The sequence below is a fragment of the Vibrio sp. 10N.247.311.12 genome (assembly GCF_041467515.1).
GTDB lineage: Bacteria > Pseudomonadota > Gammaproteobacteria > Enterobacterales > Vibrionaceae > Vibrio > Vibrio crassostreae_C.
On record NZ_JBFSUV010000023.1, the window covers coordinates 1 to 25,792 of the forward strand.

24 protein-coding genes and 1 pseudogene are annotated in these 25,792 nt (G+C 42.8%); 18 read left to right on the plus strand and 7 right to left on the minus strand.

Features of this window, described 5'->3' with window-relative positions:
- Positions 1-242: 242 nt before the first annotated feature.
- From AB6E30_RS11725 to AB6E30_RS11735, 3 genes are all read left to right on the plus strand, one after another.
- Positions 243-1,427 carry an amino acid aminotransferase gene (locus tag AB6E30_RS11725; protein WP_017064572.1) on the plus strand — a complete coding sequence of 395 codons (1,185 nt, stop codon included), beginning with the start codon at positions 243-245 and terminating at the stop codon, positions 1,425-1,427.
- A gap of 11 nt (positions 1,428-1,438) precedes the next feature.
- Positions 1,439-2,125: an ATP-dependent zinc protease gene (locus tag AB6E30_RS11730; RefSeq protein ID WP_017069095.1), complete on the plus strand. Its 687-nt coding sequence runs from the start codon at positions 1,439-1,441 to the stop codon at positions 2,123-2,125.
- Positions 2,126-2,447: 322 nt separating this feature from the next.
- A complete protein-coding gene (locus tag AB6E30_RS11735; RefSeq protein ID WP_081325167.1) occupies positions 2,448-4,055 on the plus strand; it encodes an ABC-F family ATPase in 1,608 nt (535 codons plus the stop codon).
- A gap of 137 nt (positions 4,056-4,192) precedes the next feature.
- Here AB6E30_RS11735 and AB6E30_RS11740 read toward each other — a convergent pair whose 3' ends face one another.
- The gene (locus AB6E30_RS11740; RefSeq protein WP_017069094.1) at positions 4,193-4,717 is read right to left on the minus strand and encodes a hypothetical protein; all 525 of its coding nucleotides are present in this window, start codon (positions 4,715-4,717) and stop codon (positions 4,193-4,195) included.
- Positions 4,718-4,815: 98 nt separating this feature from the next.
- Entirely contained in the window at positions 4,816-5,193 is a 378-nt protein-coding gene (locus AB6E30_RS11745) for a YgiW/YdeI family stress tolerance OB fold protein (RefSeq protein WP_048608277.1), read from the minus strand.
- Positions 5,194-5,487: 294 nt separating this feature from the next.
- Between AB6E30_RS11745 and AB6E30_RS11750 the strand changes: the two genes are divergently transcribed.
- The 4 genes from AB6E30_RS11750 to modC are packed head-to-tail and all read left to right on the plus strand — an operon-like array spanning position 5,488 to position 9,570.
- Positions 5,488-6,954 (plus strand): cobyric acid synthase, encoded by a 1,467-nt coding sequence (locus tag AB6E30_RS11750; RefSeq protein ID WP_102394375.1) that lies wholly within the window; start codon positions 5,488-5,490, stop codon positions 6,952-6,954.
- A 55-nt stretch (positions 6,955-7,009) separates the two neighbouring features.
- Positions 7,010-7,768, plus strand: a complete 759-nt coding sequence (modA, locus tag AB6E30_RS11755; protein WP_102394376.1) for a molybdate ABC transporter substrate-binding protein — start codon at positions 7,010-7,012, stop codon at positions 7,766-7,768.
- Positions 7,769-8,467: a molybdate ABC transporter permease subunit gene (gene modB / locus AB6E30_RS11760; protein WP_017060110.1), complete on the plus strand. Its 699-nt coding sequence runs from the start codon at positions 7,769-7,771 to the stop codon at positions 8,465-8,467.
- Positions 8,464-9,570, plus strand: coding sequence for a molybdenum ABC transporter ATP-binding protein ModC (gene modC / locus AB6E30_RS11765; protein WP_017060109.1), 1,107 nt, complete (start codon positions 8,464-8,466; stop codon positions 9,568-9,570). The genes modB and modC overlap by 4 nt, the downstream gene beginning before the upstream one ends.
- Before the next feature lie 311 nt (positions 9,571-9,881).
- Here modC and AB6E30_RS11770 read toward each other — a convergent pair whose 3' ends face one another.
- On the minus strand, positions 9,882-10,319 hold the full coding sequence (locus AB6E30_RS11770) for a DUF3069 domain-containing protein (RefSeq protein WP_017069091.1): 438 nt from the start codon (positions 10,317-10,319) through the stop codon (positions 9,882-9,884).
- A gap of 131 nt (positions 10,320-10,450) precedes the next feature.
- Between AB6E30_RS11770 and AB6E30_RS11775 the strand changes: the two genes are divergently transcribed.
- Positions 10,451-11,422 carry a diguanylate cyclase gene (locus AB6E30_RS11775; RefSeq protein WP_170791831.1) on the plus strand — a complete coding sequence of 324 codons (972 nt, stop codon included), beginning with the start codon at positions 10,451-10,453 and terminating at the stop codon, positions 11,420-11,422.
- A 78-nt stretch (positions 11,423-11,500) separates the two neighbouring features.
- Positions 11,501-12,511 carry a Solitary outer membrane autotransporter beta-barrel domain gene (locus AB6E30_RS11780; protein ID WP_029235232.1) on the plus strand — a complete coding sequence of 337 codons (1,011 nt, stop codon included), beginning with the start codon at positions 11,501-11,503 and terminating at the stop codon, positions 12,509-12,511.
- Between the two features lie 144 nt (positions 12,512-12,655).
- On the opposite strand, the gene AB6E30_RS11785 is transcribed toward AB6E30_RS11780, so the two are convergent.
- Positions 12,656-13,897, minus strand: coding sequence for a GGDEF domain-containing protein (locus AB6E30_RS11785; RefSeq protein WP_032545705.1), 1,242 nt, complete (start codon positions 13,895-13,897; stop codon positions 12,656-12,658).
- A 476-nt stretch (positions 13,898-14,373) separates the two neighbouring features.
- Between AB6E30_RS11785 and AB6E30_RS11790 the strand changes: the two genes are divergently transcribed.
- The 9 genes from AB6E30_RS11790 to AB6E30_RS11830 all read left to right on the plus strand — a co-directional run bounded on the left by AB6E30_RS11790 (position 14,374) and on the right by AB6E30_RS11830 (position 23,002).
- Positions 14,374-14,742 carry a late competence development ComFB family protein gene (locus AB6E30_RS11790; RefSeq protein WP_017060104.1) on the plus strand — a complete coding sequence of 123 codons (369 nt, stop codon included), beginning with the start codon at positions 14,374-14,376 and terminating at the stop codon, positions 14,740-14,742.
- Positions 14,743-14,782: 40 nt separating this feature from the next.
- Entirely contained in the window at positions 14,783-15,064 is a 282-nt protein-coding gene (locus AB6E30_RS11795; RefSeq protein WP_004731023.1) for an HlyU family transcriptional regulator, read from the plus strand.
- Positions 15,065-15,364: 300 nt separating this feature from the next.
- Complete coding sequence (pntA, locus tag AB6E30_RS11800) at positions 15,365-16,912, plus strand: Re/Si-specific NAD(P)(+) transhydrogenase subunit alpha (protein WP_137001486.1); 1,548 nt, start codon at positions 15,365-15,367, stop codon at positions 16,910-16,912.
- A 10-nt stretch (positions 16,913-16,922) separates the two neighbouring features.
- Positions 16,923-18,320 carry a Re/Si-specific NAD(P)(+) transhydrogenase subunit beta gene (gene pntB, locus AB6E30_RS11805; RefSeq protein ID WP_017069087.1) on the plus strand — a complete coding sequence of 466 codons (1,398 nt, stop codon included), beginning with the start codon at positions 16,923-16,925 and terminating at the stop codon, positions 18,318-18,320.
- Positions 18,321-18,609: 289 nt separating this feature from the next.
- Entirely contained in the window at positions 18,610-20,082 is a 1,473-nt protein-coding gene (gene vxrA, locus AB6E30_RS11810; protein WP_102428373.1) for a sensor histidine kinase VxrA, read from the plus strand.
- Positions 20,057-20,716 (plus strand): response regulator transcription factor VxrB, encoded by a 660-nt coding sequence (gene vxrB / locus AB6E30_RS11815; RefSeq protein WP_017060099.1) that lies wholly within the window; start codon positions 20,057-20,059, stop codon positions 20,714-20,716. The genes vxrA and vxrB overlap by 26 nt, the downstream gene beginning before the upstream one ends.
- Positions 20,716-21,603 carry a DUF2861 family protein gene (locus tag AB6E30_RS11820; RefSeq protein ID WP_372103696.1) on the plus strand — a complete coding sequence of 296 codons (888 nt, stop codon included), beginning with the start codon at positions 20,716-20,718 and terminating at the stop codon, positions 21,601-21,603. The genes vxrB and AB6E30_RS11820 overlap by 1 nt, the downstream gene beginning before the upstream one ends.
- Before the next feature lie 50 nt (positions 21,604-21,653).
- Positions 21,654-22,808, plus strand: a complete 1,155-nt coding sequence (locus AB6E30_RS11825; RefSeq protein WP_372103699.1) for a conjugal transfer protein TraF — start codon at positions 21,654-21,656, stop codon at positions 22,806-22,808.
- 41 nt (positions 22,809-22,849) lie between these two features.
- Positions 22,850-23,002 (plus strand): YoaH family protein, encoded by a 153-nt coding sequence (locus AB6E30_RS11830; RefSeq protein WP_004731009.1) that lies wholly within the window; start codon positions 22,850-22,852, stop codon positions 23,000-23,002.
- Positions 23,003-23,548: 546 nt separating this feature from the next.
- Here the strand turns inward: AB6E30_RS11830 and AB6E30_RS11835 are convergent.
- The 3 genes and pseudogenes from AB6E30_RS11835 to AB6E30_RS11845 all read right to left on the minus strand — a co-directional run.
- Positions 23,549-24,040 (minus strand): annotated as a pseudogene (locus tag AB6E30_RS11835) (GGDEF domain-containing protein); the annotation flags it as partial.
- Between the two features lie 1,017 nt (positions 24,041-25,057).
- On the minus strand, positions 25,058-25,369 hold the full coding sequence (gene yciH / locus AB6E30_RS11840) for a stress response translation initiation inhibitor YciH (RefSeq protein WP_008221404.1): 312 nt from the start codon (positions 25,367-25,369) through the stop codon (positions 25,058-25,060).
- A 3-nt stretch (positions 25,370-25,372) separates the two neighbouring features.
- Positions 25,373-25,741: a DUF3319 domain-containing protein gene (locus AB6E30_RS11845; protein WP_017060095.1), complete on the minus strand. Its 369-nt coding sequence runs from the start codon at positions 25,739-25,741 to the stop codon at positions 25,373-25,375.
- Between the last annotated feature and the right edge of the window lie 51 nt (positions 25,742-25,792).

A 25,792-nucleotide genomic window follows, 5' to 3' on the forward strand; every position in this document is an offset into this window, starting at 1 on the left:
GCTTGTACGGTGGTGTGAGAGGACGGAGGCCGTGAGGCCTCCTCCTACTCGATTTATGACGTAGTTAAATTTGTAAATTGATGGAATATTGAACTATCTGGAGTAGGGATTGCTAGGATGTACTGGATTCAACTAGAGTTATCTCCTAAAAATCAAAACTTTGATGAATTTCTGTTTCTTAAATTGTAAATAAAATGATAACTTGGAGGTCATTACTTGAATTTCAAAGGGTTGTGACTTTCATGTTTTCACATCTACCAAAACCAACTTTAGATCCAATTCTATCTCTTTCTGTTGCTTACCGCGGCGATACTCGTACTGATAAAGTCGATTTAGGCATTGGCGTTTACAAAAACGACCAAGGCGAAACTCCGATCATGAAAGCCGTTTCTAAGGCTCAAGATATCGTTGTTGAGACTCAGAAAACCAAAGCTTACGTTGGCCTAGCAGGCTGTGAAGAGTTTAACCAGAGCATGGTTGATCTGCTGCTTAAAGGGACTTCTGCAATGGATCGCGTTGCTGCGATTCAAACACCGGGTGCAAGTGGTGCACTTCGCATGTTGGGTGACTTAATGAAAGTTTCTCAACCAGACACCACGGTTTGGATTTCAAACCCAAGCTACGTTAACCACAAACCGGTGATGGAAGCGGCAGGCTTAAAAGTTCGATATTACAATTACTTCAGTCCTGAAACGAAGCAAGTTGATACTGCAAGAATGTTGGATGACCTTTCAAAAGCGGGTCCATCAGATGTGGTACTACTGCACGGTTGCTGTCATAACCCAACGGGTGCGGATATCGACTTTGAGGCGTGGCAGGAAATTACCAAACTATCGCAGAAAAATGGCTTCTTGCCGTTCGTTGATATTGCTTACCAAGGCTTTGGTGATGGCTTAGAAGAAGACGCAAAAGGTCTTCAACACATGGCTAACAACGTCGAAGAGATGTTGATTACGACATCTTGCTCGAAGAACTTCGGTTTATACCGTGAAAGAACGGGTGCCGCTATCGTGATTGGCAAAAACAGCGAACACGTTGGCAATGCTAAAGGTAAGCTTCTAACGCTTGCTCGTTCAACTTACACAATGCCGCCAGATCATGGTGCAGCTTTGGTTAAAACAATTCTTCAGAATCAAGAGCTAACCTCGATTTGGAAGCAAGAATTGAGTGAAATGCAGCAACGTTTGTTGAATCTGCGCCAAAGTTTATGTGATGAATTGCGAAATACTTATAACACGTCACAATTTGACTTCATTGAAAGCCATAAAGGCATGTTTAGTGTACTAGGCTTTAAAGAAACTCAAATGAATCAATTACGTGAAGAATATGGAGTCTATGGTGTTGGTGATGGACGCATCAATATCGCAGGCCTTTCCGAATCTCATATTCCTTATGTAGCAAAAGCGATAGCAAACGTTTCAAAATAGAAGGTGACTGAATGTATAATTGGAAAGCGATTGTAGTTTTAATGCTAAGTGGTGGCCTGTTTGCTTGTTCGGCTACAACTCAAGCTCCTGTTGAGCCAGAGCAAAAGCCTCAAATCGAACAACCTGTTGTGGATGACTCTTCAAAAACTGACGCAACAGAAGGCGAGAAAGTAACGGAACCTACTGAGAAGCCTGAAGAAGTAAAACCAACTGAGCCGGAAGTAAAACCTGCACCTGTTGAAAAACCAGTAGAGAAGGTTAGAAAAACAAGTGACGGCAAACTGATTCTTGGTGAAGAAGAGTGGGTGTTTGTTCCTGGTTTAAAAGAAGCGTTTAAAGCACGTGTCGATACCGGTGCAACAACCTCTTCAATCAGTGCAGTTGATATTGTTGATTTTGAACGTGACGGCAAAGACTGGGTTAAGTTCAAGATTGAACACGACGGAATTACAACTGAAGAGATCAGCTTACCAGTAGAACGCTGGGTTAAGATCAAGCAATCAAGCGCAGAAGGCACACAACGACGCGCTGTGGTTGTAGCTTCGATTCAAATTGGCGATCTAAAAGACAAAACTGAATTTACGCTAGCCGACCGAACGCATCTTTCTTTCCCACTTCTGTTGGGTAGAAGCTTCTTTAGAGATGTTGCGGTTGTCGACGTGAGCAAAAAATACGTTCAGAAGAAAATTACTAAATAACAAGTTCTGCTCGTCATCAAAGCTTTTCGTTTGAAGAGCTATAGTTTCAAAGGTGACGAGCTTAAAAGACTTTTAGTGTTGATAAATGAAATCCCTACCAGTTCTGCTGGTGGGGATTTTTTATTTACACCCCATAACGTATGAAAAGCATCTAAATTGTCTATGTTTACTATTCGTTTACTGTTTAGCCTCGACAACGTGATCGAGATCTCTATATAATCCGCGCTTCGATTTTTGTTTAATCCATACTTTCGTACTTCTTATTTAGGTTCTTGAAATAGCCTAATAATTATCTGTCAGTACACGCTTAGGAATTAGTTCTTTGATATCTACCGCGAACATCACAATGCAATTTGGCGCAGAGCCGCTGTTTGAAAACATCTCTGCTAAATTTGGTAACGGCAACCGTTATGGTTTGATCGGCGCTAATGGTTGCGGCAAATCAACGTTCATGAAAATCCTAAGTGGCGCATTAACGCCAAGCTCGGGCAACGTTTCTATCACTCCAGGAGAAAAGCTGGGTGTGCTAAGCCAAGATCAGTTCGCTTTCGAACAGTACAGCGTTATCGACGTTGTGATCATGGGCGACAGAAAGCTGTGGGAAGTAAAACAAGAACGTGACCGCATTTACTCTTTGCCAGAAATGAGCGAAGACGATGGCATGAAAGTCGCTGAGCTTGAAAGCGAATTCGCGGAAATGGATGGCTACACAGCAGAAAGCCGTGCTGGCGACATCCTAATTCAAGCGGGTATTGAAGAAGAGTTCCATTTCGGCTTGATGCAGCAAGTAGCTCCAGGTTGGAAACTGCGTGTGCTATTGGCACAAGCTCTGTTTGCAAACCCAGATATCCTGCTTCTTGATGAACCAACCAACAACTTGGACATTCACACGATCAACTGGCTTGCTGAAGAGCTAAACCAGCGTAAATGTACAATGATCATCATTTCGCACGATAGACACTTCCTGAACTCTGTGTGTACACACATGGCAGACATCGACTACGGTGAGCTACGTGTTTACCCTGGTAACTACGAGTACTTCCTAGAAGCATCAGGCTTGATTCGTGAGCAACTTCTAGCAAGTAATGCTAAGAAAGCGGCTGAAATCAGTGAGCTTCAAGATTTCGTAAACCGTTTTGGTGCTAACGCATCTAAAGCAAAACAAGCAAGCTCTCGCGCTAAGAAAATGGACAAAATCACGCTTGATGAAGTGAAATCATCGAGCCGTATGAGCCCATCTATTGATTTTGGTGAAGGTAAGAAACTGCACCGTCAAGCGCTTGAACTTCAAGACCTTGGTCACGGCTTCGATGGCGAAACATTGTTTGCTGGTGGTAACTTGTTGCTTGAAGCGGGTACTCGTCTTGCGGTTATCGGTGAGAACGGTGTGGGTAAAACCACGCTGCTACGCTGTCTAGTTCAAGAGCTAGAGCAAAACGAAGGTATCGTTAAATGGTCTGAAAACGCCTCGGTAGGTTACTGCCCACAAGATAGCACTAAGGATTTTGATAACGACCTGAGCATCTTCGATTGGATCTCACAATGGCGTACAGCGAAGCACGATGACCTTATGGTACGTGGCATTCTAGGTCGTCTATTGTTCACTGCTGACGATGCGAACAAAAAAGCGCGTAACTGTTCTGGTGGTGAGAAGAACCGTCTGTTATTCGGCAAGCTAATGATGCAAGACATCAACGTGCTTGTAATGGACGAACCAACGAACCACATGGACATGGAAGCAATCCAAGCCCTGAACGATGCGTTGAAGGTTTACACGGGCACGCTTATCTTCGTAAGTCATGACCGTGAGTTTGTTTCTTCATTAGCAACACACATCATTGATGTAAAAGATCAACAGCTAGTGAGCTTCCAAGGTACTTATGAAGAGTACTTAGATCACCAGAAAAAGATGCTGATGGTTAGCTTATAAAGCAAGTCGCTGGCTCAGGTCGTGAACGACTAAAAGCCAGCGAAACTAACAAACAAAAAAGCCCCGAACATTAATATGTTCGGGGCTTTTCTATGTAATACGTTTAGCTATTTATTACTCAGTAATTGAAATCTAGATTAGAATCCGAATCGAGCCGACATTAAGATTTGGTGGCCATATGTGCCGTTATTGCGCATATCAAGACCAACAGACAGTTGATCAGTTGAATGGAAACGAGCACCGATACCCAAAATTGAACGAGTGTCATCGTTGTCGATCAGTTGACCAAGGCGTGCGTTAACTTCAACGTTTGCCATTAACCAAGCTCTCAAGCCAAGGTTAATTTCTGTTTTGATGTGGTTATCGTCATTCCGTTCAATGTTGTGCAGTAACATTTGGCCAGTAACGTCAGCAAATTGACTGATTGGGCCGTTGAATCCCATACCTACCGCTGCATCCCAATCACTTTCAAATTCTGAATCGATACGAGCAACAAAATGAGAGTTCTGAGTGAACATTGTTGTGACTTCACCACCGAAAGTACTTGGGCTAGTACCCATGCGCAGCTCGAATGTGTTGTAGTTAAAGTTGTTTGCAGACGCAGAGAATGAACACAGTGCAGCGAGTCCTAAAAGGACAGTCTTATTCGTGCAACTTAGCATGGTGACTCCATATAAATTGTATTTTGCGGCAGTATAATACAAAAACGCCTGCAATATGCAGGCCAATTATTTGAAGTCGGTATTTTTATATTAATCGCTTATAGAACCTGGATGTGGTCCACTTCGATTTCAGGTGTCTTACCACCTTCATATTCACCGAAGATACGAACTTTTGTATCAGCGGTCAGTGGTTGTGCTAGGCGGATATCATCATCAAGTTCGATTTGAATTTCACTCTGGCCATCAGAGAAGACAAACGTGTCATTCTTAAGTTGACGAACGATCTTGCCATCCACAATTGCTTCTTGCTCTGCGAACATGCTTGTGTCGGCAAGTAGTGTCGCAACAGAAACGGTTTCAATTGGGCCAGTATAAGCAATAGCGCTTTCGTGCTTGTTGCTGTTGTGGTCACTAGCCATTGCGAAAGTAGGAGCAAGGATAATAGTAGATGCGATAGCTAATACAGTTTTTTTCATGGTGAATCCCTTAATGTTGTTTTTAGTAGAAACGTTTTTCTGAATTTGAAACGTTTCTTTTCGTTAGTACGTTTTTTGTTGAAGCGCCTGTTATCGTTCACAAGCTTCGTTTCGATGGAGCTATTAAACAACACTGGGGTTGAATCCAGAGTGAGTAACACATTCATTTTCCATTCATTTTATTGAGCATCTACTCGGCAATGACGTTAAGATGGTCGCAGAGAAATATTGCCCACTGCTATAAATTGAAAATTAAGAAATTAAGAAATTAAGAAATTAAGGATTTAAGTACAAATGCGAGCACCATTAAGTGCCCTTATGGTTCAAGGGACAACGTCAGATGCCGGAAAAAGTGTTTTGGTGGCAGGTTTATGCCGTGTTTTGGCAAGGAAAGGAATCAAAGTGGCACCTTTTAAGCCACAAAACATGGCGTTGAACAGTGCTGTGACAAAAGATGGTGGCGAAATTGGTCGCGCTCAAGCGGTTCAGGCGCAAGCTTGTAATATAGAGCCAACCGTTCACATGAACCCTGTATTGTTAAAGCCTAATTCAGATACCGGCGCGCAAGTGATTCTGCAAGGCCGAGCGCTGAGTAACATGGAAGCGACGGGCTATCATGATTACAAGAAAGTCGCGATGGATACGGTTATCGATTCGTTTGACCGACTTTCTGAAGAATATGAAAGCGTGATGATTGAAGGTGCGGGGAGCCCAGCCGAAATCAATCTTCGTGAAAATGATATCGCTAACATGGGATTTGCTGAGAAAGCGGACATCCCTGTGATCATCGTTGCTGATATAGACCGTGGTGGTGTTTTTGCGCATCTCTACGGGACATTAGCTTTGTTGTCTGAATCTGAACAAGCTCGCGTAAAAGGCTTTGTGATAAACCGTTTTAGAGGCGATATCGCACTGCTTCAATCTGGCCTAGATTGGCTAGAGGAAAAAACCGGTAAGCCAGTCATTGGTGTGTTGCCATATCTGCATGGTTTTAACTTAGAAGCGGAAGATGCCATTACCTCTGCTCAAGAGTCTGACGGAGAAGCTAAGCTTAAGGTGGTGGTGCCCGTGCTAACCCGAATCAGCAACCATACAGACTTTGACGCGTTAAGATTGAATCCTTCAATTGATTTACGTTATGTCGGTAAAGGTGAACGTGTAAACAACGCTGATTTAATTATCTTGCCGGGTACAAAATCGGTAAGGGCAGATTTGGACTACCTAAAGCAACAAGGTTGGGATAAAGATATTCAACGCCATCTGCGCTTAGGCGGCAAAGTGATGGGTATCTGTGGCGGCTACCAAATGTTAGGTAACATCATCCACGATCCTGATGGTGTTGAAGGCGCGCCCGGCAGCAGCGAAGGGTTAGGGTATCTGGATACTGAAACAACCCTTACACAGCAGAAAACCTTAACCAACGTACGCGGCACCATGACGCTGGATGGCAAAACAGCACAAGTAAAAGGGTATGAAATCCACGTAGGTAGGACTGATGTCAAAGAAACAGCCTTACCGGTTCAGTTAGAATCTGGCAGCCTAGATGGCGCTGTGAATCAAGATAACTCGATTTTTGGTACTTACTTGCATGGCGTATTCGACAACAGTGATGCGTTGTCGCTTATTTGCGAATGGGCAGGAGCCAACGATGTGATCGCGATTGACCACGAACAGCTTAAAGAGCTGGGTATTAATCGAATCGCTGATGCCATCGAAGAGTACTTAAATCTTGATCTGCTTTGGCCAGAGTTAACAGCTTAAGCCGCCATTTAGAGTTAGCTAAAGAACTTAAACAAATAATAGATAAGTGATAACAATGAAAAAGCGAGTCTTCTTTTTAACCATGGCTTTAACTTCGGCATTGAGTTCTAGCCACCTTTTGGCTGCCGAAAAGCTACGAGTTTACGCTGCATCGTCGATGACGAATGCGGTTAATCTGTTGGTTGAAGAGTTTGAGAAAGGCCATTCTGTCGATGTGATTCCTGTGTATGCGAGTACGTCGTCTTTGGTGCGACAAATTGAAAGAGGAGCACCAGCAGACATTTTTATCTCGGCAAATGAGAAATGGATGACACATTTAGTCGACCGTAAATTAGTTTCTAGTGACAATGTCACAAACCTATGTGAAAACGAACTGGTGCTGATTTCCCCTAAAGAGACATCGGTAACGTTAGACCTATCAAAAGGTGAACAATGGGCTGAACTGCTTACTAATGAGAGACTTGCAGTGGGTAACACCATATCGGTTCCTGCTGGTATCTATGCGAAAGAAGCGTTAGAAACGTTAGGTGTATGGGACGATGTGAAAACTCGATTGGCACCAAGTAACAATGTTCGTATGGCCTTAGCCTTAGTCGAGCGCAGTGAAGCTAAGCTTGGCATTGTCTACAAAACGGATGCGTTGCTTTCTAAAGAAGTAAACCTAGTGTCGACCTTCCCATCAGATCTGCACACGCCAATACGTTACCCTGTAGCGAAGTTGAGCGATAAAATCGTTGCAGAAGAGTTCTATACTTTCCTAAAGAGCGAAAAAGCGAAAGACACCTTGAACAGTTTTGGATTTGAAGTGCGTTAAATGATGTATTTATCGGAATACGAATACCAAGCCTTAATGCTGAGCTTAAAAGTCGCTGGGTTTGCCATCTTGTGGCTTATCCCAATCGGCATTGGTTTAGCATGGTTACTTGCTAAGAAACAATTTGTAGGCAAAAGCATTGTAGAGAGCATTGTCCATTTACCTTTGGTACTTCCACCTGTGGTTATTGGCTATTTACTGCTAGTGATGATGGGCAGGCAAGGTATCATAGGTTCGTGGCTCAATGACGTGTTTGGTATTGTATTCAGCTTTAGCTGGAAGGGCGCGGCACTCGCTTGTGTGGTTGTGGCGTTGCCGCTGATGGTTCGCTCTATTAGATTGAGCCTAGAAACCGTAGACAGTAAGCTTGAAGAGGCGGCTGCTACATTAGGCGCTTCACCTCTTCGTGTGTTTTTCACGATCACTTTACCCTTGATGATCCCAGGGGTCATTACCGGCACCATGCTTTCATTCGCAAGAAGCCTAGGGGAGTTTGGCGCGACCATCAGCTTCGTTTCAAATATTCCCGGTGAAACTCAAACCATTCCTTTGGCTATGTATACCTTTATTGAAACCCCTGGCGCTGAAATGGAAGCCGCGCGTTTGTGTGTCATTTCTATTGTGATAGCGCTGGGTTCATTGATGCTATCTGAGTGGCTCAACAAAAAGTCAGCACAACGCTTGGGAGGCAATGCATGAGTGCTTTGATCCTCCAATATCAACAACAACTTGGTGAAACGTTCTTTGATATCGACTTGGAATTACCAAGTAGCGGCATTACGGCAATTTTTGGTCGTTCTGGCGCGGGTAAAACCTCACTTATCAATGCAATCAGTGGCCTTAAACAGCCCGATAAAGGTCTGATCAGCGTATCTGGAACCACACTGTTCGATAGTGAAAATGGCATTAATTTGCCGACTCACAAACGCAACGTCGGTTATGTGTTCCAAGAGTCGCGATTGTTTCCACATATGAAGGTGGCAGCGAACCTTAAATACGGTATGAAAAGCGTCGATCAAGCGCACTTTGAGCAAATAGTCTCGCTGTTGTCTTTGGGTTCATTGCTTGACCGATACCCAGCTCGTTTGTCTGGCGGTGAGAAGCAACGTGTGGCGATTGGCCGCGCTTTGTTATCAAAGCCGAGCATTTTGTTGATGGATGAGCCTTTAGCGTCTCTCGACTTGCCTCGTAAGCGCGAAGTGATGCCATTTCTGGAAAACTTATCCGAAACCGTCCAAATACCGATCATCTATGTCACTCATAGCCTCAATGAAATTTTACGCTTGGCAAATCACCTTGTGATTATTGACCAAGGCAAAGTGATTTCGTCGGGTGTGACGGAAGAGGTTTGGGCATCGAGAGCCATGCAACCTTGGCAATCTTTCTCAGAGCAAAGCTCGTTGTTTGAAGCGACATTAGCGGAACACAATGACGATTATGCGCTGTCTCGCCTGATGCTAGGAAAGTCGACGTCGTTATGGGTTCAGAAAGTATCGAGTGAGCTTGGTACGACAGTGAGGCTGCAAGTTAGGGCAAATGATGTCTCTATCACGCTAGAACGGCCGAAAGGGACTTCTATACGTAACATCCTTCCTGTCACCATTAAAAGCGTAGAGACGCACCAACAAGGCACAAATAAGCAGAGTGTCGAGGTCGAGCTAGAGTTAGAGTCTGGGTGCTACCTATGGGCAACCATTACATTGTGGGCGCTGGATGAGTTAAATCTAGAAATCGGGCAGCGTGTTTACGCTCAAATTAAAGGTGTGAGTGTCGCTCAAAGAGATATCGCGGTAACGCATTAAACCTGACAAGGTCAGTTTTTCGATATTGCCGCGATACTGCCTGTTATAGGTTCTGAAAATTCGGTCTTGATTCCATGAATGGATACATGCGTCATTTTTATACGGTATAACTGCCAGTTTTGCGTCACACTATATGAGTGTTAAAGCATATGATTTGTCGAATCATATGAACATTAGCAACAAGAACATACAGACGTAACGATCGACGAACAGAAAATAGCGGATATAAAAAAGCCGCGTGTTTAAAGAAACATGCGGCTTAATTCTAAGTAGTACTGTTAGCGCTTAGCCTAGTTTAGGCGACTAGCGACTTACTTAGTAAAAACTTCTTTGAAATCACGCTTCAAGATTGCATCACGACGCGCTTTCTTGATTTGTTTAACCATGTCTTTTACACAGTTGTGTAGAACTTGGTCTAGCAGTTGAGCACGGTACTCTTCTTTTTCTTCGTCAGTCATGTCTTCTGGAAGTTTAAGAGTAGGGAACTCTTCCATCACGTTAACACCAGCGAAAGCTTGGCTAACTGAGATTAGAGCGTGGAACTGCTCGAAGTTGTCTAAAACATTTTGTGCGCTTGCTGGAAGACTATCCCAAGCTTCGCGTACTGCTTCTTCAGACACTTCGTGAATAGAAGTAACCATAAAGTGCATCTCTTTTGGTACGCCATCAAATTCGATAACTTGACGAAGTTCTGGTGAGATGGTGGTTAAATCGATTTCTTGTTGTTCGTTGTTTGTAGCGTCTGACATAGTATTTCTCTTTAAAAAGAAACAATGCTAAAAAGATCTGTAAAAAAGTCAATATAATATAGAGATTAGGGCATGATTTAAGCCCAAATTTGAGCTACTTTGAATATTCAACACTAGATAAAGGTGATGTGATGATAGAAAAGGGATCTTCAATGCGCATATTGCTGGTTGATGACGTTCAACTAGACAGGATGCAACTTGCTATCCGACTCAAGCAACTGGGTCATATTGTAGAAGCTGTCGGTAGCGGAAAAGAAGCCCTGAGTGTTTATTCTGATTTTGATCCTGAACTCGTGTTACTTGATATCAGCATGCCTGATATGGATGGTTTTGAAGTGGCGAATGAGGTTCGAAGCCGATTCCCAGAATGGGTTCCCATCATCTTTCTTAGTGGTCACGAAGAACCTGAGATGATCGCAAAAGCGATTGACGCTGGTGGCGATGATTACCTGATCAAGCCAGTAAACAAGGTTGTTTTGAATTCTAAGCTGATTGCGATGCAACGTATCGCGCACATGAGACGAGAGCTAAAACAAAGCACAGCCAAACTCGAAGAACTGAACATCCTTCTGCAGCAACAAGCCAACGAAGATGGCCTGACCAAATTGTATAACCGTCGATATATGGATACTAAGCTTGAAGAGAGCATAGCGTGGCACGGAAGACGTAATATATCCATGACAGTCATACTTCTAGATGTAGACTTCTTTAAGCCTTACAACGATAATTATGGTCATATTCAAGGGGATAAGTGCTTACAAGGGCTTGCTAATACCTTGAAACAGCTGTTTGTTCGTGCGGGAGAATTTGTAGGTCGTTATGGCGGTGAAGAGTTTGTTCTGATTCTTAGCGATACAGACAGTGAAGGCGCTAAGGTACACGCGACTCGAGTTAAAGAGGCATTGCATGAGATGAACTACGCTCATGAACACTCAACGGTATCGGATAGAGTGACAGCGTCACAAGGTGTGTTGTCATTTGTGCCAGAAGGTGGCGAATCTATTGCGTCTATTTACGAAAAGGTCGATCAAGCGCTTTATCAAGCGAAGCAAAGTGGTAGAAATACCTTTGTACAACGTAACATTTTGGAGCTTGCGCGTTAGTTGGCGAGCTCTTTTAGATATTTGAATTTATACTTCTAATAGCGTTTGAGCTAGGAAGTGCTTTAAGTGATAAAAGAAATGCCACATTCGAAGTCATTTTCTATGACTAACACATCTTGGACGCTTGCGGTTCCTCTATTTTTTACCGCTTTGGCGACCACTGTTAATGCCAATACGCTATCTGATCTTTTTCGAAAGGATCTAGAGCAGAGCTTTGCCACCAGTGTATTGCTCAACGACACCGATGTTTTCACTTTTGGTATCAATAACTTTGACCCCAATAAAGTGTTTAGTTTGGACAATGAAGACATCGGTTCGAATGATTCGGTAAGTCGTCGCCAAAACATCACCTCCCTGAGTTTGCCTTACACATTTGAATTACCAAGTTACATCGAAGACAACCATCAAGAGGTGACGCTACGCTTGTCTGCATTGCGAATCGAGAACGATGTCGAGTACGCGGCAGCAAACAGAAACGATTTTCAAAAAGAGTCGGTAGTGTCTGGCTACGTCGAATTCGCGAATGTGTCCCAGCTAGACGAATATTGGAGCTTCAGCTCTGCAATCGGTAACCACATCTCTTACTACCGCAATGATTATGAATATCGCGCTTCGTTGCTAAAGCCTATTCAAGACCAACTGGATGGCGTATATCTCAATACTGATGCTTGGGCTTACATCATCGAGCCTAAAATCAAGCTGATGTACGAAGATAAGAATGACTGGGGAAAGTATAAATTGAGCACCAGTTGGCATTACTTTAATGGCATCGGCTGGGGCGAGGCGAATAATGGCAATGTCGGTCATCCTGAAGGGTGGTATATCGCCAATGAAGCCAAGGTTTTCTATGATCTCGTGCGTTGGGATAAGAACATCACTTCGATGTACTCGAGTATAAGACGAATTGATATTGGTGGTGACACCGTGGCATCTATGGGCACCACATCTTACTACGAGGGCAGTGTTGGTTGGTTGCTTAACCCAAACCTGTTTAATGAGTGGGTCGATAACGTGGGAATAGGTTTTACGATTAACTACGGAAGTAGCTTAAAAGGTGGCAGCTTGGTTATATTCTTCAACCAAGATTAAGCTCTTTTTTCCAGTTAAGCCCATACGGCCTCAAATCAATGAGGCTCGTTGAACTTGGAAGTGATAGTTATTGAAGCAGATCGCTATTAATGGCTTAAGCTATTTAGATCTCTAGCACTCAATATCTTTCGCTATCAACTATTGTTAACGGTCAATACACAGTTTGTTTCGACCGGTTTCTTTCGCTTTATACAGCGCTTGGTCAGCAAGCTTCAACACCTCTTCAGGATGTCTGGTGGTTGTGCTATCGGAAAGTCCAATACTCACCGTCACATTCACCACTTCCGATGGTTTACCGTTCTTGCCACGCTTTTTCATACCCACTTCATGATCGTCGGGGCGCTCATGGCTATTCCGAATCGTCATGTCGTAGTTTTGAACTTCGGAAATCAGAGCTTGAAGGTGCTCTTTAACTTGTTCCGAATGTTTGCCTTTGAAGATAATCGTGAACTCTTCTCCACCATAGCGATAAGCTTTAGCGCCGCCTGTGGTTTCCCTCAGAATGCGTGCCACCAGTTTTAACACATCGTCGCCAATGTCATGTCCGTAGGTATCGTTGAATTGTTTAAAGTGATCAATATCGACCATCGCCATCGAATACTTACGCCCCAAGTGCTTCATATCGACTTCTAAGGCGTGTCGACCGGGAATGTTAGTCAGTTGGTCATTAAAGGCCATATCATGACTAGCGGACATGACATAGACGATGATCAACGTGCCTGACAACGAGAACATGGTGCTCGAGATGTACTGAACGTCGAAGAAGATGAACGTGCAAGAAGAAAGCAGGATAGCGCTATAAACCACAACATCGATAGAGCGGTTATACACCAACACGAGAATGGCAGTAAGGCCAAGCAAGCAAAGGCTATACAGCACTAAAACAAAAGGCAGTTTGGAGAAGTCTCTGACAATAAATAGAAGACCATCACTCCATGATTCAAAACCGCCGGCATGGAAGTGAGAGACGATCAATTGTGCCCACACCATAAACAGAACAAGAACGATGGCGTAGAGCAGCATCGACTTTGAGTTTACGCCGTTATCAGGGAAGGCATAAACAAGTAAGCAAGTGACAGGTACTAATGCCGCAAGTAACGAGAGCTCTAATAGCGTTGTGCCAGTATTGAGAGGCGTTTGTAAGCGAACTTGGATGATCAGATAAGCGACAAGCATGGTCACCGATACCATCGCCATTCGACCTTGTCTGAACGTATGGCATAGCAGAACCGCAACGCTCAATAAAATGTAAGGGAGGTTGCTAGCAAACCCTAAATTTGAGTCCGTCACGAGAATGACGTTGTCCATACCAACGAGCAAAATTGTTAACAGGACTAAAGGGAAGCAAAATCGAAACATGCTCGACGTTACAAAAGATGATGCCATTTATGTGGTGAGCCTAACTATATTGATGATCTTATTATTTAATACTATGCGTAGGATACGGTTAAACAAGCGATTGCCAAGCTTTTTGCCTAAATTAGAGCAAAAACATAGTCATAGGTCGCTATTGGTGCAATCATTTTTATATGTATTTTGAGTTGCTATTAACCTTAGAACGAACTACACAGTATATATGAGAAATTAATTAGTCGTTATAGATACTTAACAAAATCTGCTCTGCTGCTCTTACGTTGGCGCTGTCACTTAAAGGGCTTGATGATCAGTTATCATTGAGTGACCTTTTCATTAAGCGACGAAGATCTGTAATGAAGTCAGAGTAAGATTAAATAATGCCTAAGTTTCAACTATGGACAGTAAAACCTATAACTGAGTTATAGAAAGCTATTAGGAATTGCATGGTTTCAAGTGACTTTAGAAACGACTGCGACTAGAAAAACCGCTACAAATGGAGGTGTGGTATGCAAATTAGTGTTGATGTACATAACTATATGGAAACTCTGGTCGGTCATGTATTGGCTACCGAGGAATATGTGTCTAGTTATACCAACGAACAGTTGGCCGATCTCGCGTGCTTGGCTTTGGGCCAGCTAAAACCTATCTATATTCGTTTTGATATCGATTTTCTGTCAGCATTGCCAGAAGACAAATTGGTGCTCTATAAACGCAATAGTGAGATCGCGGTCAAAAATGCAGAAAGTATGATTATTGACGATCGAAGACGTGAACGTGACGACAATGTGCCTGTTATATTTAGTCAACACAATTTTGACGATGACGTAGAATTGCAATGGTATGAAAAGCCGTTGTTGAACCGTAAACAGTCATGATAGTTTAGGGTGAATACGGTCATTTAAGGAGTAAAAAAACGTGGGATTCTTTTCTAGATTATTTGGTGGCAAAGAAAAAACCGAACAAAAAGTAGAGATTGAGCCAGTCGAATATAAGGGTTTCAATATCTATCAAGATGCCATTGCAGAATCTGGTCAATACCGTGTTGCTGGGCGAATCGAGAAAGAATTCGATGGTGAAATCAAAACTCACCGTTTTATTCGTTCAGATGTTGTTTCAAACAAACAAGATGCCGATGAATTGATGCTCAAAAAATCGCAGATGTTCATCGACCAAATGGGCGACAATATATTTAGCTAACCAATTAGGGTTAGAATTGATGTTGGTCATAATTTAGAGAGCTTTCAGTGTATATGCTGAAAGCTCTTTTTAGTTTTATGGATAAAGAACAGCTAGTGAGTTGTTATTAAAAGGATTATTTGCAAGTGGTTTGACCTCTTGGTTCGAGACGGTCGTCATTTATCCGAATGAAGCGCTCAAATTCGGTCCAAATCGTTATAAGTAATAACTTTTCCTGTTCTTTGAACAAAACGCTTGAAGTATTAGTTGTCGTTAGATACAAACGAATAAGTCATTCGTGCCAATAGTCAAGGAATAGCTATGCAAATTGGTGTACCAAGAGAAACGCTCGCAGGTGAAACGCGAGTCGCTGCTTCGCCGAAATCGGTAGAACAGCTTCTAAAATTAGGATTTGAAGTTTGTGTTGAATCACAAGCAGGTGCGTTAGCAAGTTTTGAAGATGCAGCTTATGAACAAGCTGGAGCAAAAGTTGTCACCGCAGATGAAGCTTGGAAATCCGATATTATCTTTAAAGTTAACGCTCCGATCGTTGACGAGTCTAAAAATGAAATCGATCTTCTTAAAGATGGCGCAACATTGGTCAGCTTTATTTGGCCTGCTCAAAATCCAGAGTTAATGGAACAATTGTCCAGTCGTAACATCAACGTGATGGCGATGGATTCTGTACCACGAATTTCAAGAGCTCAGGCGTTAGATGCATTGAGTTCTATGGCAAACATCGCGGGTTATCGTGCTGTTGTTGAAGCGGCGCATGAGTTTGGTCGATTCTTCACGGGTCAGATTACGGCTGCGGGTAAAGTTCCGCCAGCAAAAGTACTGGTTGCAGGTGCTGGTGTTGCTGGCCTAGCGGCAATCGGCGCTGCGGGTAGCTTAGGTGCAATCGTTCGTTCATTCGATGTTCGTCCTGAAGTTAAAGAACAAGTTGAGTCGATGGGTGCTGAATTCTTGGAAGTGGATTTCAAGGAAGATACCAGTGCTGGTGACGGCTACGCAAAAGAGATGTCTGAAGCATTCAATAAGAAAGCGGAAGAGCTTTATGCAGCTCAAGCAAAAGACGTTGATATCATCATTACAACGGCGCTGATTCCAGGTCGCCCGGCTCCGAAGCTGATTACCAAAGAGATGGTAGACAGCATGAGTGCAGGTAGTGTGATTGTAGACATTGCGGCGGCCAATGGCGGTAACTGTGAATACACGGTTGCGGATCAAGTCATTACAACGGCTAATGGCGTGAAGGTGGTTGGTTACACTGATATGGTTGGTCGACTGCCGACTCAATCATCTCAACTGTATGCAACGAACCTAGTTAACCTTTTGAAACTGCTTTGCAAAGAGAAAGATGGCAACATCAATATCGACTTTGAAGATGTTGTTCTGCGTGGTGTTACTGTGGTTAAAGAGGGCGAGGTCACTTGGCCAGCTCCACCAATTCAAGTTTCAGCTCAACCACAACAAGTTAAGCCAAAAGCGGCCAAACCAGAGCCTAAAGTTGAAGAACCTGTTTCTCCAATTAAGAAAGTGGCGGGTATGGCGGTAGCTGTTGGTGCATTCGCTTGGGTAGCTTCGGTTGCTCCAACTGCGTTCTTATCTCACTTTACCGTTTTTGTTCTCGCTTGTGTGGTGGGTTATTACGTAGTTTGGAATGTAAGCCATTCTCTGCATACGCCTTTGATGTCCGTGACTAACGCGATTTCAGGCATCATTGTAGTAGGTGCACTGTTACAGATCGGACAAGGAAGTGGCGTCGTCACGTTCTTATCATTTATTGCCGTATTAATTGCAAGTATCAATATCTTTGGTGGCTTTACCGTGACCAAACGTATGCTTGAAATGTTCCGTAAAGACTAAGGAGTAACAGATGTCTGAAGGATTAGTACAAGCAGCTTATATTGTTGCTGCTGTATTTTTTATTATGAGCTTGGCTGGGTTATCGAAACAGGAATCTGCGCGTGCAGGTAACTATTACGGTATCACGGGTATGGCAATTGCGTTGATCGCGACGATCTTTGGTCCTCACTCTGCAGGTATTGTATGGATCATCATTGCTATGGTGATCGGTGGTGGTATTGGTATCCACTACGCAAGAAAAGTAGAAATGACTGAAATGCCAGAGCTGGTTGCAATTCTGCACAGCTTCGTAGGTATGGCGGCAGTACTTGTAGGTTATAACAGCTACATCGATCCACCTGCTACTGTTTCTATCAACCCTGCAGATATTCATGCAGAGCACGTGATCCACCTAGTGGAAGTGTTCGTTGGCGTGTTTATCGGTGCGGTGACGTTCACGGGTTCTATTGTTGCGTTTGGTAAGCTTCGTGGCGTTATCTCTTCGTCTGCATTGAACATCCCTCATAAGCACAAGTGGAATCTAGCGGCTATCGTAGTTTCTACACTGCTGATGATCATGTTCGTTAAAGCAGACGGCAGCATGTTCGCACTAATGGTGATGACACTTATCGCATTCGCATTCGGTTACCACCTAGTGGCATCGATTGGCGGTGCAGATATGCCAGTAGTTGTCTCTATGCTTAACTCGTACTCTGGTTGGGCAGCAGCAGCGGCAGGTTTCATGCTTGCAAACGATCTGCTTATCGTAACTGGTGCATTGGTTGGTTCGTCGGGTGCGATTCTGTCTTACATTATGTGTAAGGCGATGAACCGCTCTTTCATCAGCGTTATTGCTGGTGGATTCGGCCAAGAAGTGGTTGTGTCTGATGGCGATGAAGAGCAAGGTGAACACCGCGAAACATCAGCTGAAGATGTGGCTGATATGCTGAAAAACTCTAAGTCAGTAATCATCACTCCTGGATACGGCATGGCAGTAGCTCAAGCACAATACCCAGTGCATGAAATCACTGAGAAGCTACGAGCGCAGGGCATTAATGTTCGATTTGGTATCCACCCAGTTGCTGGTAGGTTACCGGGTCACATGAACGTACTGCTTGCTGAAGCGAAAGTGCCTTACGATATCGTTCTAGAAATGGACGAAATCAACGATGACTTCGATGAGACAGATACTGTATTGGTAATTGGTGCGAATGACACCGTAAACCCTGCAGCACTTGAAGATCCAAACAGCCCAATTGCTGGTATGCCAGTACTTGAAGTTTGGAACGCTCAGAATGTTATCGTATTCAAGCGTTCGATGAACACAGGTTACGCCGGTGTGCAAAACCCACTGTTCTTCAAAGAGAACACGCAGATGCTGTTTGGCGACGCTAAAAAGAGTTGTCTAAGTATCTTAGAACATCTATAGAGATCACCTCTAAACAATATGTAACAACTCGATAAGGAGCTCATTTGAGCTCCTTTTTTTATCTTACGAAAGCGACTCTATGTGTGATCTCAGTTGATAGGAAGTTGACGAAGCCTGATGCAAAACTTGTCGCAATTGAGGTTTGGCTTGCCAATCAGCCTACTAGTACGTATGTACAATGTGGCCGTAATATATTGGCCTTTATCTCTGTAGCTCGCCATTCTCAATGTTTTTCATGCGGTTAAAAATTTATCTTTGATAGCGAATGGTATATATTTGGTTGATCTATATGAATTTGCGTTGGTTTGTGATCATCAAAAGAACATTTACTCTTCTTATCGCTACGTTGTCTGTGTCTGCAAACGCATTTGCTGACTCTTTACCTGAGCGTATCGATAATTTCACCAAACTCTTTGATCATGAAACGGCAATCGAATCTTACGATATTCGAGTGCTACAGGCTGATTATCCAACACGTTTGATCATGCCGTCTTCTATGCTGCCACAAACAGCAGAGTACCCGTTAAAAGACATTCAGCGCTTGTACCAGTTATCAAAAACCTGTAGTGGTAAACTGCCGTTAAGCCCTTTGATTACTGAGCCTTTAGTTTTTACTCGTGCAATGTGTAAAGGCACCAAGCTTTCTGACCGTTGGTTTAGCCGTAGTGGTTTGATTCACCCTGGCGGCGGTTCTTATGCGGCACGATACGTTGAGAAGTACCCAGAAAAATTCGACTCTCTGAAGCGCTTTATGCATATTCAAGAGCGACCAAACACCGAACACGATGAACTACTGTCTCGCTTGCAACAAATGGATAGCGAAGCAATCACCGCGCTGTTAGCGGGTGCGAGTATGTTTGTTGAGCTTGATGAGATGTGGGTAAAACGCGGCTACAGATATTACCTGTATAAAAAATCAGTCTGGAACGAAAATGCCACGCTTGCTGGGTTATCGTTTAGCTTGTCTTCAGAAGGTAAAAGCTGTTTTGTCCAGCGTGGTAATGTGTGTTGGGAAATAGAAGATCATTCAGAGCTTCTGCAAGTCGCCATGTTTATCTTGGTTATTGCCAACATCATGCTTGTCTTAGGTTGGGCGATTTACCGCTGGAACAGCAAGAAACAAGAGATGAAGAGTCGCATGCTGGTTCTTCAAATCCTAACGCACGAATTAAGAACGCCGATTGCGAGTTTGTCATTGACGGTGGAAGGGTTCAGGCGTGAGTTCGAACACTTACCAGAATCGGTATATGATGAGTTCCGTAGGCTGTGTGAAGATACACGCCGTTTAAGACAGTTGGCGGAAGCAAGTAAAGATTACCTGCAATCAGATAATCAACCGCTCGCAACAGAGTGGGTGCCAAGTGTTGAAGAGTGGCTCCAATACAAAGTTGAAGAAGACTTTGCGCCGGGGATTGAACTCCGTGTAAACAAAGATATAGCTGCAAAAGTGAACGTATATTGGTTGGGAACGTGCATCGATAACCTAATCAGAAATGCCGTGAAATACGGTGTGGCTCCAGTAATTCTAGAACTGAATACTTCTGACAAGAAGCTGACATTCAAAGTTATAGATAATGGAGACTTGTCTCGCAAAGATTGGGGGCAACTAAGAAAGCCATTCGTAAGTAAGAGTGGACTCGGTTTAGGTCTGACGATAGTGGAATCTATGGTTGGAAAAATGGGCGGTCACATGACGCTTATCGGCCCCCCAACAACATTTATTTTGGAGATACCTTGTGAAACAGACATTGCTTCTCGTTGAAGATGATAAAAATTTAGCTGACGGTTTATTAGTTAGCCTTGAGCAAGCTGGATATGAATGTTTGCATGCAGAACTGATCTCTGAAGTTGAAGGCTACTGGGAACAAGCGGATCTAGTGATTCTAGACCGTCAACTTCCTGATGGCGACTCAGTAGATTCACTTCCAGGTTGGAAGAAAAAGAAAGATATCCCAGTTATTTTGCTGACGGCTCTCGTGACAGTAAAAGACAAAGTAGCGGGCCTAGATTCAGGTGCAAACGACTACTTAACAAAGCCATTCGCAGAGGCTGAGCTATTTGCTCGAATTCGTGCTCAACTTCGCCTGCCAGATTCTGAAGAACAAGATGCATCAAAAGTTATCGCTCAGAATCTTGTTATCGATAAAGCGACACGTGAAGTGTTTTTCAATGAACAGGAAGTAACGTTAACGCGCACTGAATTTGACCTTCTACTGTTCTTGGCAAGTAACCTTGGACGTGTGTTTACACGTGATGAACTGCTTGACCATGTATGGGGTTACAACCATTTCCCAACAACACGTACGGTAGACACGCACGTTCTGCAACTAAGACAGAAACTGCCGGGTCTAGAAATTGAAACGCTGCGTGGCGTTGGTTACAAGATGAAAGCGTAATGAGAATAGCCTTACTTCCACTATTAATGTTTTCTTGCGTAGCGAATACCGCGCAAGCAACGGATTGGTTTAAGAGCAGCGATGCTCTGACTCAAGTTCATAAACATCTGCTAGATAATGATTTACCTCAGATGTTTGACTCATTAGTGGAAGTTTGGCAAATCAACTCGTCTCAATCACGAGAAGATCACCTCAATGAACTGTTCGATCAAGCATTGAACAAAGATTGTGGTAAAACTCTCACCAGAAAAACACTCCCAGATTGGATTAGTTCAGTCGTCGTTAAAAGACACATCATTCAAAGCCCTGGCCGAGATACCTTTCGTGTATCGATTAATGTTGAATCCGAAAACAACATTCAAGACATTACCTTCGAGAAGTGGGTCGATAAGATCGTTTCTTCGGACAGTGAGTTAACCAAAGACAGTGAAGTGGTTAACAACGAATCGGTGAGTCTATACCGCAAGCGTTACAATTTAGCCTCTCAACTTGAATCGGGTTTGTATCGTTTAAGTGTGAAAGGCGATGGTGGAAATTCTTGGAGTACTTGGATTATCCTTGGTGAAGTTGCAATGCGTCAACAAGTTCGCTGGGCATCAAAAGACACGTGGCGAATCGATAAAAAAGAACTACTCAATCCTTATTGTCCGCTCCCTAAGCTCGAAATCGGTTTGTACGATTACGTTGATGAACACTATGAACAGGTCTGGGGCAAGAGCTACGAATCTGATTATCCAATGAACCTTACTGGTGAAGAACTTCCTAATGATCGCTATGTTTTAGCGGTTTCAATGGTGCATTCACGCTGGCAAGGCGACATAGCGATAGAACAAGCACAAACTATCAGTAAAACTTATGATATTTCTAGCGAAGAAGAGTTAAAGTAATTTAAAATTGTGCCGTTAACTATGTAAGGGATCTAACAAAGATAAACGGCATGAAAAAAACTACAAAACTACTCGCAGCGTCAATTGCATTCGCCAGTCTTCCTCTTTCAGCAGCAAACTACGCCATTGAAGCGCGTGGTGATGCGATGGGTGGTGTTGGTGTTGTTTCAGCAAACTTCCTAACTGCTCCATTCTATAACCCAGCACTTGTTGCGATTTATCGTCGTAATGATGACATGGGAATGATCACGCCAAGTTTTGGCGGTAATTATAATGACCCTAATAACTTAGTTGATGATATCGATAATTTAGTTGACAGCATTGAGTCAGGTACTGTGACTGGTTCTGATCTAGATGCTCTTAATGGTGATAGCCTGAATGTTGATTTAGGTGGTGTTGTAGCATTCGCTCTACCAAATCAGTATATTGCAGCAAACGTATTTGCAAAAGCATACACTGAATCATTTGTAACCCCTGATACATCTAGTGACGCTGCTAATAGTGACTTGGTTAATGCTGAGTTAACTGCTGTTAAAGCTGTTTCTATTGGCATTATGGAAGCTGGTATATCATTAGCAAAATATCAAACGTTCATGGGACAACATTTGTCGTTTGGTATTTCTCCAAAACTCCAAAGAATCTATACGTATAACTACATTGCCTCGGCACAAAACTACGATCTAAGTGATGTTCGAGAAAACGACACCGCGGAAACTACATTTAATATTGATGCAGGTGCGCTTTGGTTTTACGGCCCATTTAGAGTGGGTTTTTCTGCAACGAATATTATAGACCGTGAGATTGAAACTAAATCCGTTAGCCAACAGCTAACAAGCAGCACAGGGGCTACAAGAACAGTAACATCGAGTCATTCTTATAACCTGGGGCCTGTCTACACTGTTGGTGTGGGGATCGTTTCTGATTACTTTACGTTGAGTGTTGATTATGATTTGAATGAAGCAGAGAAGTTTACTTCGTTCGAAGACAACGAACAGATGATTCGTGTTGGTACTGAAGTCGACCTGTTACGTCAGCTTAAGCTAAGGGGAGGGTATTACAAGAACCTGGCTTACTCTGATTCAGAAGGAACAGTGACAGCTGGTGTTGGTATCTCGCCATTGAACTTGTTTCAGCTAGATCTAAGTGCTAACTACACGAATGAAAATGCAATGGGTGCATCCATCAATTTCCTTGCTAGTTACTAACAGTCCTTATATAGTTCTGCTCCTAAATAAAGGAGCAGAGCATGCTAAACGACTTACCAACCCTTTCTCACGAAGAACAACAGAAAGCTGTTGAACGAATTCAAGAAATGATGACCCAAGGCATCAGCACAGCGCAAGCTATCAAAATCGTTGCTGAGCAAATTCGTGAAGAAATGAGTAATAAAGAAGAGTAGGGCATCAGCCCTTCTTTTTTAACCCTTAGTGCACTATAACTAAATATATTACCCTCTAGTATATTATCTCGTACATACCAACTCTTTAGCTACCCTGAATTCCCGACCTATCCAAAACCATTAAATTCTTTTTATTCAGTAAGTTATGTCGGAGTGATCCACTTTTCAGGCATTTCTTGGCTTTGTGTTGTAATTAAATTACAGTAAGTTCTGAAAGTGGAACAATCGCCATTTTAGGTGTCAGTATTTGTGTCACCTTACCTAAGTGGCTAAATATATGGTGTTTTTACGGCTAGTGACGTTGTGACTTGTATTTTGAACGGATGAGAATCCATGAATGTTCAGAAGCAGACAAATGATGATTTCATCGAAGAACAGAGTGAGACAATCCACAGCGGTAATGTTCAAAACCGATATCGCGAATGGCTTACCACCGCTTAGAGCAAGCTTCGTTGCCACATATGTGCTTTACAGAATAAGTATTTAAAAAGCTTACGAGGCGTAAGGTGTTGTGTAGAAGTCGATTAAGGAATGCGGCGCGTATCAATTTGAGAATGCTAAATCGATGTGTTTTCTATTGGGGAATGATAAGTCTAAGCGATAGAACTTGTTAGAAATAGGGTCGCTTTGAGCGCTGTAGTTGTCGTCGTGGTTACGTATGTAGAATCGAAACCTTGGCTCCTCTTGACCTTCATATTCTATATTGATGGTGACCGAATCGAACGTTGAGAGATCGAGCCCTTTATTTTGCGTCGATCTCTCAACGTACTCAATTTCACAGAAGGGTAAGCTATAGGTTTGTTCAAAGTCACGCTGTAACTTAATTCCATCTTCTGACTTATGTAATGAGCCTACGGTGCCACCATCGTGGTCTCTGTCCGTATTTACGCGCGTAGGCTATCTGTCAGGTGTGATGATGTAGTTCTTATCCATGAGCGTATTAAAAGAGAACAACGACACTAGCGTGATTGCTAGGCAAAAATACGCGCCCAGCGACAGATATATGCCTAAATAGCGTTGTTTTTGTTCGGTATTTATACGAAAGGTAACGTTTTTAAGGGGATAATAATTTAACTGTGTAAATATACAGTTATTATTTGGGTTCTTTATTTTGTGTTCCATAGGACCAAGCTTTACCTGTACAGCTAGCTACAGTGTCACTTTACTTATTGATTACATGTGTCGATAAACATTATAAGCTTTCTAATCTCAGGCGGTAACACCATTGCGACTTCAAAGCAGGCATATCAGTTAGAGAAAACAAGTAAAGAAAAACTAAGCGCAATGGGTTTAAAGTAACTCTTAGGTTTATTACCAAAGCTACCTAAGTCCAATTGAACGTAATTTCAGGGCAAACCGTGATTATGGATCTCCCAAGTATCGGTGTTGTGTACCAGCAATAAGTGTAATGAATCTATGCAAACTGAACACAAAGTACTAACTCTAGAGAGAATCGTTAAGAAGGTTTGAAAAATGTGTGTGCGAATCTACGTAAGACAGACGAACTTTATTAGCTGATGGATTTGAACGAAAGCTCAGCATGTGCAGTTGATAAAAAACATTGGTCGCGTGTGTGAAATCTGAAAAAGAAACAACAGCAATGCTCACAAGAATCACACACAACGCGGCGGTTCGTTAGTGCAAAGATAAGTTAAATCAGATGGACAAAGTTTCTCGTCAATTAGATTTGCTGAATGAAGGTTGGATTGTGTAGATGTTGGCCGCACATATAATTATTTGATTTCAAATGCGCTAAGAAAACCCTGAACGGCGCAAGAAGCGTGAGAGTCAGTTGGAACAAGGATTTTAAGGACAAAAGATGAGAATACTACCTTTAGAATTAACTACGCGCATTATTAACTGCGTATTATGTACGTTATGTTAAATTGATTTTGATGTTTATAAGGCAGGTATCTTTGTGTGATGCCCTGCCTTTGTATTGTGCCGATATTCTCTAATTTATACTGTGTATTTAACCAAACTGGCTATTTACCATAAAATACCTAATAACCAGTGATAATAATCTTCGATTTTAACCCTGGTATTAGTTAGAGATTAACCGCCAGCAAATTTAACTTTGTAGCCTTTCTTTTCAAGGTGCGCTTTGATCTTGTCGCGCGCGTCACCTTGAATTTCGATGTTGCCATCTTTTACTGAGCCACCGCAGCCGCAAACTTTCTTGAGTTCTGCTGCCATTAGTTTTAATGGTGCGTCATCTAGGTCTAAGCCAGTTACGACAGAAACGCCTTTGCCTTTACGGCCTTTGGTTTCTTTTTGGATTCGAACGATACCATCGCCTTTAGGACGTTGGACTTTCTCTTCTTCAGGCTTAATGCGACCTGTTTCTGTTGAATATACTAGGCTCATAATTTACTTCTTTTGTTGCTCTGCTTTTTGTTTTGCGAGTAAGTAAGCTTCTATATGGCGTTGGATTGCAACCTTGCCGCCTTTGATTAAGCGACCGTTAAACATGCAATACCACGCATTAGGCTCACCGGTGTCATTCTTGATTTGGTAGCCGTTGAAGTTTTCAGTCGAGCCACCAGTTCCTCTCGACTTATTTAATGACATGAATTCTTTTGGATCAATAATAGATGCGGTATCAATCCACCAATCAATACTCTTTTTCACGGCAGCTAGGTTGCCCTGAATAACGTTGTTTTTTAACTTAGCACGCCAAACTGTGTTGTTAGCATCTATCGATTGAAGATGGACGCTTCGGTAAATTGAATTAGCCATATCTATTAATCATCTTTCTGTTAATCATAAGTATACTAATAATGATATCAA